The sequence below is a fragment of the Streptomyces pseudogriseolus genome (genome assembly GCA_002154585.1).
Classification (GTDB): Bacteria; Actinomycetota; Actinomycetes; order Streptomycetales; family Streptomycetaceae; genus Streptomyces; species Streptomyces pseudogriseolus.
In genome coordinates this window covers 1-10,243 of record MUNG01000148.1, presented here as the reverse complement: position 1 = coordinate 10,243, position 10,243 = coordinate 1, and the positions used below count along the sequence as shown (strand labels likewise).

Here is a 10,243-nt window from a genome sequence, read left to right as displayed (position 1 = left end):
ATCGGTCATCGGTCATCGGTCATCGGTCGTCGGTCATCGGGTCGTCCGGTCCGGGAGCAGGACGGGTTTGACCGCACGGCCCGCGTCGCAGTCGTGTTCGGCCTCGTTGATGTCGGACAGGGGGTAGGTGCGGATCAACTCCTCGAAAGGGAAGCGTCCGGCCCGCCACAGTCCGATCAGCCGGGGGATCAACAGCGCCGGCACGGCGTCTCCTTCGCAGATGTGGCGCACGCTGCGGCCGCGGTCGAGGGTGCCCGGTTCGAGGGTGAGCGGACCGTGGAGCCGCGCCACCAGGCCGAGGGTGCCGGTGGGACGCAGCGCGTGGAGCGCCTGGTTGACGAGCTCGGGTGAGGCGGTCGTGTCCAGCGCGTAGCGGGCGCCGCCGTCGGTCAGCCGCCGGATCCGCTCGGGCAGGCCGGGTGAGGCGGCGGGCAGTGGGATCGCGCCGAACCGCTCGGCCGCGGCGAGCCTCCCGGGATGCCGGTCGACGGCCACGGTCGGCACCCCCGCGGCTGTCGCCGCCATCACCGCGCTCAGGCCGACGGCACCCGCGCCGAGGACGACGAGCGGGTCGCCGGGGCCGGCGCCGAAGGTGTTCAGCACGGCTCCGGCACCGGTGAGGGAGCCGCAGCCGAGGGGACCGAGCAGTTCGAGCGGCAGGGCGGGGTCGACCCGTACGGCGTTGCGAGCGGAGACGAGGGCGTATTCGGCGAACGAGGACTGCCCGAACCAGCGGGGTGCCAGCGCCTCGCCGGACGCGTCGGTGAGTCGGGGCGGTTCCTCCTCGCGTCCCCCGAAAAGGTTGAGGGAGGCGAAGGAGTCGCAGTAGGCGGGGGCTGCACCGCGGCAGGTCGGGCAGCGCCCGCAGGAGTCGAAGCTGAGCACGACGTGGTCACCGACACCGATCCCGGTGTCCGTGCCGCCTCCCGTGCGCACCACGACCCCGGCGCCCTCGTGGCCGAGGACGGCGGGGACCGGGCTCCGGCCGGCCGACCGCCGGACCGCGAGATCGGTCCGGCACATTCCGGTGCCCGCGATCTCGACCAGGATCTCGCCGACGGCCGGCTCGGTCCGCAGAACCACCTCCTCCATGGTGAACGGGGCGTCGTACGAGCGCAGTACGGCTGCCTGGAATCTCATGTGTCACGCCTCCGGCGGGCGGTGGACGACGAACGGCCGGAGGTTGCCGTACAGCCCCCACGGCCCGCCGGCGACACCGACGCCGCTGTCCTTGACGCCGGCGAAAGGCTGGGCCAGGGACAGTTCCGCGTGGTGGTTGACCCAGGCGGTGCCGCAGTCGAGTCGCTCGGCCACCGCCTCGGCGCGGTCGAGATCGGTGCCCCATACGGAGCCGCCCAGACCGAAGCCTGTTCCGTTGGCCGCTTCGACGGCTTCGTCGAGACTCCGGTACGGAAGCACCGGCAGCACCGGTCCGAATTGCTCCTCGGTCACCACCGGACTGTCCGGCGGCACGTCGGCGAGGACGGTGGGAGCGAAGAAGTAGCCCGGCCCGTCCAGCCGGTGGCCGCCCGCCGCGACCCGCGCGCCGTCCGCCAGTGCCTGCCGTACGAGCTCCTCGACGCGGGCCAACTGCGGGGCGTTGTTGACCGGGCCCAGCTCGGTGGCGGGGTCCAGGCCGGGCCCGACGGCGACGGTCTTCGCCCGCTGGGCAAGGGCTTCGACGACGTCGGCGTACAACCGGGCGGGGACGTAGAGGCGTTTGACCGCCATGCAGACCTGTCCGCAGTTGCGGAACGCCGCCCAGAACAGCCGGTCGGCGATCCGCTCCATGTCGACGTCGTCGAGCAGGACGGCCGCATCGTTGCCGCCCAGCTCCAGCGTCACCCGGGTGAGCGAGGCCGCCGCCGCCCGTGCGACGGCCCGCCCGGTGGGCACCGATCCGGTGAAGGTGACGTGGCGGATTCCCAGATGGGATACGAGACGGGCACCGAGGGGGTCGCGGCCGGTGACGACGGTCAGGACGTCCTCCGGCAGGACGGCGGCGAGGACCGACCCCAGCATGCGGGTGGCCAGCGGGGTGAACGGAGAGGGTTTGAGGACGACGGTGTTGCCGGCGGCCAGAGCGGGCGCGAACTTCGCCGCCGCGAGCTGCAGAGGGAAGTTCCACGGCACGATCGCGGCGACGGGCCCGAGCGACCGCCACCGGATCTCGCTGCGCACCGGCCGGCCGTCGTCGATCGGCCGGGTCCGGGGAGCGAGGTCCGCGAAGTAGCGCAGACGGGCCGCCGTACGGGCGACCTCCGCGTACGACTCGGCCAGGGGCTTTCCCTGTTCCCGGGTGAGCGACCGGGCGAGGACCTCGCCGGCCGCCTCCACCGCGTCGGCCGCCGCGCGCAACGCGGTGGTGCGCGCGGCGGGGTCGGTCCGCCAGCCGCTCCAGGACCGCTGCGCCCGGTCGATCACGGCGTCCAGCTCGTCCGGCTGCTGGTCGGGGGCCTCGTCGAACACGTCCCCGGTCGCGGGGTCGACGACTGGGAAGCGGGCCGCCCCGGGGTCGGGCACGCGGGCGGGGTCGGTGGTCGGCATGGCGGCGGTCAGCGCGCTGCGGGGAGGCCGGCGGTGCGCTCCCGGTCGTGGCGGTCCATCTCCGCCCGGAAGGCGGCCACCAGATGCGGCTGGATCCTCCCGGCGTTGCGGTCGCCGCCCTCGCAGACCGCTCCCCGCACGCCGACGATGTCCGTGCCGATGCGGGTGAGTTCGCCGAGGTCGTCGTGCCGGACACTGCCCGCGAGGGCCGCGAGCCGGCCGGAGGCGTGGGCCAGCCGGACGAACTCGGCGCAGACGTCGGGCGGAACATGGTCGAACAGCCGCGTCCCGTCCTTCACGGCGGTGTCCAGCATGGCCGCGTCGGCGCCGGAGCGGGCCGCGATGTCGGGCACCGCGAGCGGGTTGACGCAGCCGATCCGGTGGGCGTCGGCGTAGCCCGAGGCGACGACGAGTGCGTCCGGGTTGTGCTCCTTCACCGCCCGGACGACGGCGCGCATGACGTCGATGCCCTGGTCAGGGGTGGTGCACCCGTAGAGACCGACCTTGATGTACGTGGCCCCGGAGACCGCCGCACCGAGAGCGGCCTGGGCCACCGTGCCGGGCTTGTAGGGGACATCTCCCACGGTCGCGGACACCGGCTTGTCCGCCGGGACCGCTTCGCGTATCTCCCTGATGACCCAGGGGAAGTTGGCGCCGAGAGAGCCCTCGTCGGGCTTCTTGACGTCGACGATGTCGAGGTGGTGCGCCGCCTTGGCGCAGTCGAGCGCTTCCTCGACACCGTCCGGGGAGATGAGAAGCAACACCTGGCCTCCTTCGCCACGAACCCGCCCGGTCGCTGACCGCGGGCCGGATCGCCTGGTTGTGAGTGGTGCGCTCATCCTTTCCGTCACCCCTCGCGCCGAAAAGGGCGCACAGAGTATTGATGGAGTGCTCCAGGGCATGCCGCCGCGCCGTGCGCACCGGCGTGAACGGGTCTGCGGGGGGGGCGGCGACGGTCCGGGCGAAGGCACGGAGGAGCCGGACGCCACGCCGGTGACGCCGCATCACCCGTGTCCGCCACCCGACGCAAGCCGCACCGATGAGTTTCCGCGGCGGGGTCGGTCTGAAAGGGCATGAAGACGCACACTCTTGAGACAGCCGGCGCGAACCTCGTCTACGACGTGCGAGGGCCGCTGCCGGCCGGTGACGGACGACCGCCCTTGATGATGATCGGGCAGCCCATGGACGCTTCCGGCTTCGCCACGCTCGCCACGCGCTTCCCGGAACGGACCGTCGTCACCTACGACCCGCGCGGCCTCGGCCGCAGTGTCCGCAGGGACGGACGAACCGACCACGCACCGCGGACCCAGGCCGACGACGTGCACGCCGTCATCGAGGCGCTCGGGGCCGGGCCCGTCGAGATGTTCGCCAGCAGCGGCGGAGCGGTCACCGCGCTCGCGGTGGTCGAGAAGTACCCCTCGGACGTGACCACGCTGGTGGCGCACGAGCCGCCGCTCATCACCCTGACACCGGACGGCCCCGCAGCCGTGCGGGCGCGGGCCAGGGTTCGGGAAGCGTACGAGGAGCGGGGGTGGGGGGCCGGGATGGCGGCGTTCGTGGCCATGACCTCGTGGGTGGGCGAGTTCACCGACGCGTACTTCGCACAGCCCGCGGCCGACCCCGCCGCGTTCGGGATGCCCACCGAGGACGACGGCTCGCGCGACGATCCCCTGCTGTCGGACCGGTCGTGGGCGGTCAGCGGCTATCGGCCGGACGCCGACGCGATCACCGCCGCGCCGACCCGCGTGGTGATCGCGGTGGGCGAGGAGTCCGAGAACCTGCTGACGGCACGCACCTCCGCCGCGGCAGCCGAACTCCTCGGGCAGAAGGCGGTCGTGTTCCCCAGCCATCATGGCGGCTTCTGCGGTGGGGAGTTCGGATACCCGGGGAAGCCGGACGAGTTCGCGCTCCGTCTGCGCCAAGTCCTGGACGGTGACGCGTAAGACACCCGCTGGCGTTCGGCCCGCCCAGGTCAACCGGGCGCGCCGAACGCTCGAGGGTGCCCGTCGACGACGTCGTTGTGCATAGCCGGCGGCGTCCACCTCACGGTCGCCTCGGAATGCACCTGCGCCGGTGTCGTCCTCGACGAGCCCGGCGCTCACGGTGAGAACAGTCTCCGGGCAGGCCCTGGTCGGCAGCGCCGCGCCCGCACCGACTGCTGCCGACCCGCCAACCGGAACACGGTCTCAGAGCAGTGCCCGGGAGCGGGCATGAATGGCTTGACTGATGATCCCCACTGCGCGGTCGACACTGCGCGCCGTGGCCTCCGAGGAAGGCTGCTCGGACTCGTAGACGAACGCCGTGGCACCACGCCGGCTGCCGCAGTAGTCGACGATTCCGTGCTCGATCTGCGTTCGCAGCGCTTCCTCGTACCCGTGGCGCTCATATGCGCCGGAGTCGCCGCCGGCGATGGGCAGAAGGTGCGTGGTGAGCGCCTGAAGCTTCGGTCGCAGACCCGAAGCCGGGGAGTGCTCGAAGGCCCAGCCGTTGACGAAGACGCGGTCTATCCAGCCTTTCAGCAGCGCGGGCATCGACCACCAGTACACGGGGAAGATCAACACAAGGTCGGTGGCACGTTCGAGACGGCGGTGCTCTCTCACGATGTCGGCCGGATAGGTGCCGCTCCCCTGGTAGGCCCGTCGGTCCGCCAGGGTGAACGCGGGATCGAACCGCTCCTTGGCCAGGTCGGCGGCCTCGACGGACACGGGACGGAGTGCCGCCTCGAGCTCTTTCCTCACATGATGCGTGAGAGACGAAGGGTCAGGGTTCGCGGCGACCAGCAGCGTGTGCATCGACAGCTTCTCTCCCTCGGGAACAACCTACTACTAGTAGCTTACTAGTAGTAGGTTACTCGTGGGTGAGAGAATGCCGGGCATGGCCGAGCGACGACTTTCCAGTGCCGAGCGCCGGGCGCAGCTCGTCGGCATTGCCCGCGACGTGATCGCCACCGAAGGTGCGGACGCGCTCACGCTCGCGTACCTGGCGAGCAGAGCAGGGATTTCCAAGCCCGTCGTCTATGATCATTTCTCCTCGCGCTCGGCGCTTCTCCTCTCGCTGTACCAGGACTTCGACCAGCGGCACCTCGCCGACCTGCATGCCGCGCTGGCGCACACGCCGCCGGATCTGCGGCAGCGGGTCGAAGCGATCGCGACGGCCCACGTCGCGTGCATCGTCTCCCAGGGCGTCGAGCTCAGCGGAGTGGCGGCCGCACTCGCCGGCACACCAGCCCTCGACGAAGCCAGGCGGGAATCCGAACGCCGCTACGTGGACATCTGTCGGCAAGCCATACGAAGCGCCGACGGCGGTGCGGACCTCAGTGAGGAAGCAGCCATCGCCTTCGTAGGCGCCGCGGACGCGCTCGGCTATGCGGCCGCCCGTGAAACGATCAGCCCGGAACTCGCCCGATCGACCATCACCACCGTGTTGCTCAGCCTCGTCGAAGCCTCCCGCTGAAGGGCTCGGAGCCGTGCAGCCGCTCCCGTGTCACCAACCTCGGGCGGTTGCGAGCAGTTGACCGAGCGGCCGCTGGGGGTGCACTCACCGACCACTTGGGCCGTGGCCGGGATGCTCCCCGGTCAGCTCGAGCTTGTCCCGCATGCGTGAGAACTTGTCCCGCAGGAGCTTCGAGGCAGCAGCTTCCGCAAGGCCAGGTCACCGGCCTCGTCGCCCGCGGTACCCCAGGGGGCGGTACCCGTATCGACATGACGACCGTCATCGTATGAAGGGACCGTTGACATCGCTTGCGGCGTAGGTGGTGGAGGCTCGTCGTCCGCCGGGACGCATGGGCCCGGCGGGTTCACGGTTGCCGCTGGGCGGCGGCGACCTCGCCCGGCGAGCGCCCCGCCCTCTGCTGGAGTCGAGGGGCCGGTCCGCGTGGAAACCGCTCACTCCGAAGACGGCGGCGGGTCCTCGGTGTGGGGCCGGGCGAGGGTTTCGGCGGCAACCTGGGTGAAGTCGTGGACGAGGCGGGAGCGGCGGGCCGCCACCCAGGCGAGGGCCACCTGGTTGGGGCCGATGTCCTCCACGGGCAGCGCGATCACGTCCGGCCGCGTGTAGAAATTGGCGGTCGACAGCGGGAGCACGCAGACACCCGCTCCGGCCGCCACCATTTCCAGCTTCTCCTCCACCTGGAGTATCACCGGGACCTCGGGGCGCCGCCCGCCCTGCGGTTCCTGTGCCACGTCGCGCCACTCGGGCACGGCGTCGGGATTCTGCAGCAGGTGCTCGGCGGCGAGGTCCTTGATACTCACCGACGTCCTCCCGGCCAAGGGGTGCCCGGCCGGCACCATGACGACGCGGGGCTCCCGGAAGAGCGGACGCATCTGCAGACCTTTGCGGTCGATGGGCAAGCGCACGATGCTGACGTCGGCCCGGCCGTCCAGCAGCACCTCCACCTGGTCGTCCCACGTGGTGCGAAGCAGGCGCACGCTGACGTCCGGATGGTGCGCGGTGAAGGCGACCATGGCCGGGGTGACCGTGATGCCGGGCATGAAGCCGATGGTCAGCGCCTGGGTGCCCTGGGCCGCCGATCTGACGCGCCTTGTCAGTGCCTGGGCCGAGGCGAGCAAGGGAAGGGCGTCCTCCAGCAGCTGCTCTCCGGCCGGGGTGAGCAGCGTTCCGCGGCGGCCACGGTCGAACACCTCCGCTCCGAGGTCGTCCTCAAGGCTGCGGATCTGCCGGGACAGTACCGGTTGGGCGATGTGCAGCCGTTCCGCGGCCCGTCCGAAATGGAGTTCCTGCGCCACGGCTACGAAATAGCGCAGCTTCCGCAGATCAAGATCCATCCGGAATCACCGCCTGCTCTGTCGCCACGGCGTACCCGATCGGCCGGCCGTTGTGGACCCTGGCCGTCCTGGACGTCCTCCGGCACGGCCAGGGCAGTCGATCACCAATCTACCGGGCGGGCGCGCATCGCCGCCGACGCTGTCGGGCAGCGATGCGCGGGCCTGCTCAGCCACGGGCGAGAACGGCCAGCGGGTCGACATGCGCGGGAGTCCAGCCCAGTTCCTCCCTGGCCCGGGCCGGAGCGAACTGCTGGTCGAGCGCGAAGGCGTCGGCGATCGGGCCCATCTGTTCACGGGCCTGTTCCAAGCTGATCGAGGCGACCCTGCCCTCGATGCCCGCAGCCCGGCTGAGCGCCAGGGCGCACTCCTTGGCGGTGGGGTTGACACCACCGACACCGACGTACACCGAACCCGGCTCAGCCTTGAGCGCGGCGACGTACAACTCGGCGATGTCGTCGATGTGCACCAGCGCCCAGCGGTTGGTTCCATCGCCGATGCAGGGGATGGCGCCGGCCTCCTTGCCCGGTGTGGTGAAGAAGATGTCGATCAGACGGCTCTCGCCGCCGTACAGCAATCCGGGCTGTACCACGACGGGGCGGCCACCGCGCTGGGCGCGTGCGAGGACGGCGTCCTCCACGGGCTTGCGCCAGGCGACCAGCGGCGGCGGGTTCCACGGGGCGCTCTCGTCCGCCACGCCCTGGGTGTCGCCGTACACCCAGGTGCCGCCTGTGTGCACGTAGGGGCCGCTGCCGATGCCGTCCTGCATGGCGGCGGCGGCCTCCAGGTCCTCGGCACCGGTTGCGGCCTGCGCCAGATGGACGACGGCCTCCGCACGGGCAGCCGCGGCGTTCAGCTCGCCGAGGTCCTTGAGCCCGCCGCGTACCGGTGTAGCGCCGAGGGCACGGACGGTTTCGGCGGCGCGGTCGCTGCGGGCCAGGGCCTCCACGGTGTGTCCGTGCCGGATCAATGCGCTGATGGCCGCCCTGCCGATGTATCCGGATCCGCCGGTGAGAAACACCCTCATGGTCTTGGCTCCTGTCAGTGGCTCGATGTCCTTGCCCCCACAGCCTCCGTCCGGCAACGACACCCCGTCCAAGACCTCTTTCGACTCCTCTGATACCCGTCAGGCATAACGCGGGCCGGTGGCCGGACGCACCCGAGCCGTTCGGCGTTGTCCGTGCCGCGCCTCAGGGTCTCGGGGCATGGCCCGATCCTGGACATGGCGTCGAGTCGAACATCGCTCCAGCGCCCGGCGGGCCGGCAGTCGACGGAGACAACCTGACCCTGTCAGCGGTTCCTGGGCGGACGGTTCCGGGACGGTCCGCAGCGTCTACGCACCCTGGCACCCGGCGACACATTTCCTGCCGATCCGTGCGTGCGAGGACGGCACCTGTGTTGCGGAGCGGAGCGACGGCTCTGGGCTGGTGGACGGCGCCGCGATCGGTCGCCCTGTGGAGGAACGGCTTGTCCGGCGTGGTGTTGCGGGGTGTCTGTGCTTCTCAGTGGTGTCCACTGCCGTCCGGCGTGTCGCCTGTACGAGGCTTCGCCTCGGAATGATCGTCCGCGTTCACCACAACCGCTGTCTCCAGAACATGCCGTGCCTCGATACGTGCGACGACACGCTCACGAGCCAGTTTGCGGGCGGCACGTAGTTTGCCCTCTGCCGCTCCAGTGACAGCCCGTCCCCAGCTCCGCCGTCCGGAGTGACCGCCGTACCGAGGGCGATGATTGGGCGGATCAGCCCGTCCTCGTCCACCGCGAACATCAGGTTCCGGCCGTTGCGGCCCTCCACCGAGTCACACTCCCAGATCCCGACACCCCGGTGCGTCGCTCCCCGGCTGTCGAGGCAGAAGTCGGGGTCGGCGGCCGACTGGAGCAAACCTCGGTCGTCGTCGACGCGCCAGCGCTGCGCGCGTGACGACGAACAGAGGGCCGTGATCACATCGGTTCCGTTGGTGAAGGCGCCGCTCACGTCCAGACACAGGCCCGACGCGACGTTCACCACCTGCGCGAACGAGCCGGAGAGCGGGCGCGTGGAAGAGGGCGGCGGCTTCGGGCTCGCGGTCTTCGTCGGTGACGGACCCCTTGTCGGGGAGGGCGACTTCGAGGTCCGCGACGGCGAGGGTGACGGCGAGGTCGAGACCGACGACGGCGTCCTGGACACCGTAGCCGTCACCGTCACCGCCACCGGTGGTGGACTCACCTGAGTGTTCGCCGAGCCCACCGGGTCAGGGGACGGCGATCCGCCCTGCGCCGCCAGGAACACCGCCACCGGCATAGGGCCGCCCCCAGCACCGCCGACACCAGCACGGTGCGCCGGCGGTCCGGTGCCCGTTCCCCGTCCTCCGATTCCCGCCCGGATCCGGCAGGGCCGGACCCGCTCCGCCACACGCCGGTGCCACCGGCCGCCCGCTCGTCCGGGCCACCCGCCGCGTACGCCGTGCCGCCCCACGGCAACAGCCCCTCCGCCGGCGCTGTGCGCGGTGCGTCCCGCAGGGCCGCCAGCTCCTCGTATGCCGTCGTGCAGTGCGGGCAATGCGGTCTGCGGCTGCCGGAGTGGTGGGCGCTTCGAGCCTGCTGCTGTCGAGAGAGCGCAAGAGCATCACGAGCAGCTCGTCGGGCGGCAACCAGGATCGTCTTCGCACGCATCTGCCCGAGAGCAGCCCGCTGCGAGGGCGTGGACTCCCTGGCAGCGGAGCGGTGGGAGAATCGCGAGAGTGATGGCAAGAACCAGTGATATCGAGAAGGCGGCCGAGGTGCTGCGCGCCGGCGGCCTGGTGGCCCTCCCGACCGAAACCGTTTACGGTCTGGGGGCCAACGCGGAGGATCCCGCCGCTGTCTCCCGCATCTTCCAGGTCAAGGGGCGCCCGCCCTCTCACCCCCTGATCGTCCACATCGGCGACGCGGCTCAC

General features: G+C 71.2%; 11 protein-coding genes. 4 read left to right on the top strand and 7 right to left on the bottom strand.

Translation table 11 applies throughout. The annotated features are described in order from the left end of the window. Window positions 1-33 precede the first annotated feature (33 nt). Genes CCN29_RS15145 through CCN29_RS15135 form a run of 3 tightly spaced genes read right to left on the bottom strand, consistent with a single transcriptional unit; the run spans window position 34 to window position 3,311 of the window. The gene (locus tag CCN29_RS15145) at window positions 34-1,140 is read right to left on the bottom strand and encodes an NAD(P)-dependent alcohol dehydrogenase (protein ID WP_031023198.1); all 1,107 of its coding nucleotides are present in this window, start codon (window positions 1,138-1,140) and stop codon (window positions 34-36) included. Between the two features lie 3 nt (window positions 1,141-1,143). Then, window positions 1,144-2,547: an aldehyde dehydrogenase family protein gene (locus tag CCN29_RS15140; RefSeq protein ID WP_086682439.1), complete on the bottom strand. Its 1,404-nt coding sequence runs from the start codon at window positions 2,545-2,547 to the stop codon at window positions 1,144-1,146. Window positions 2,548-2,555: 8 nt separating this feature from the next. Further along, a complete protein-coding gene (locus tag CCN29_RS15135; RefSeq protein WP_031023196.1) occupies window positions 2,556-3,311 on the bottom strand; it encodes a (5-formylfuran-3-yl)methyl phosphate synthase in 756 nt (251 codons plus the stop codon). A 309-nt stretch (window positions 3,312-3,620) separates the two neighbouring features. Between CCN29_RS15135 and CCN29_RS15130 the strand changes: the two genes are divergently transcribed. Beyond that, a complete protein-coding gene (locus CCN29_RS15130) occupies window positions 3,621-4,490 on the top strand; it encodes an alpha/beta fold hydrolase (protein WP_031065410.1) in 870 nt (289 codons plus the stop codon). 243 nt (window positions 4,491-4,733) lie between these two features. Here the strand turns inward: CCN29_RS15130 and CCN29_RS15125 are convergent, their stop codons facing one another. Next, window positions 4,734-5,339 (bottom strand): NAD(P)H-dependent oxidoreductase, encoded by a 606-nt coding sequence (locus CCN29_RS15125; RefSeq protein ID WP_031023194.1) that lies wholly within the window; start codon window positions 5,337-5,339, stop codon window positions 4,734-4,736. Between the two features lie 82 nt (window positions 5,340-5,421). Between CCN29_RS15125 and CCN29_RS15120 the strand changes: the two genes are divergently transcribed. Continuing rightward, the gene (locus CCN29_RS15120) at window positions 5,422-6,000 is read left to right on the top strand and encodes a TetR/AcrR family transcriptional regulator (protein WP_442538381.1); all 579 of its coding nucleotides are present in this window, start codon (window positions 5,422-5,424) and stop codon (window positions 5,998-6,000) included. Between the two features lie 431 nt (window positions 6,001-6,431). On the opposite strand, the gene CCN29_RS15115 is transcribed toward CCN29_RS15120, so the two are convergent. The 3 genes from CCN29_RS15115 to CCN29_RS35925 form a co-directional block, all read right to left on the bottom strand. Then, window positions 6,432-7,331 carry a LysR family transcriptional regulator gene (locus CCN29_RS15115; protein WP_031023192.1) on the bottom strand — a complete coding sequence of 300 codons (900 nt, stop codon included), beginning with the start codon at window positions 7,329-7,331 and terminating at the stop codon, window positions 6,432-6,434. Between the two features lie 166 nt (window positions 7,332-7,497). Beyond that, window positions 7,498-8,355 (bottom strand): NAD-dependent epimerase/dehydratase family protein, encoded by an 858-nt coding sequence (locus CCN29_RS15110; RefSeq protein WP_086682433.1) that lies wholly within the window; start codon window positions 8,353-8,355, stop codon window positions 7,498-7,500. A gap of 543 nt (window positions 8,356-8,898) precedes the next feature. Next, window positions 8,899-9,336 (bottom strand): ricin-type beta-trefoil lectin domain protein, encoded by a 438-nt coding sequence (locus CCN29_RS35925; RefSeq protein WP_234322473.1) that lies wholly within the window; start codon window positions 9,334-9,336, stop codon window positions 8,899-8,901. Window positions 9,337-9,364: 28 nt separating this feature from the next. On the opposite strand from CCN29_RS35925, the gene CCN29_RS35920 reads away from it, so the two are divergent. Together CCN29_RS35920 and CCN29_RS15100 are read left to right on the top strand one after the other, a co-directional pair. Further along, complete coding sequence (locus CCN29_RS35920; RefSeq protein WP_234315862.1) at window positions 9,365-9,538, top strand: hypothetical protein; 174 nt, start codon at window positions 9,365-9,367, stop codon at window positions 9,536-9,538. Between the two features lie 513 nt (window positions 9,539-10,051). After that, window positions 10,052-10,243, top strand: a 192-nt coding sequence (locus tag CCN29_RS15100; protein ID WP_442538380.1) for an L-threonylcarbamoyladenylate synthase, incomplete at its 3' end; no start/stop codon positions are given.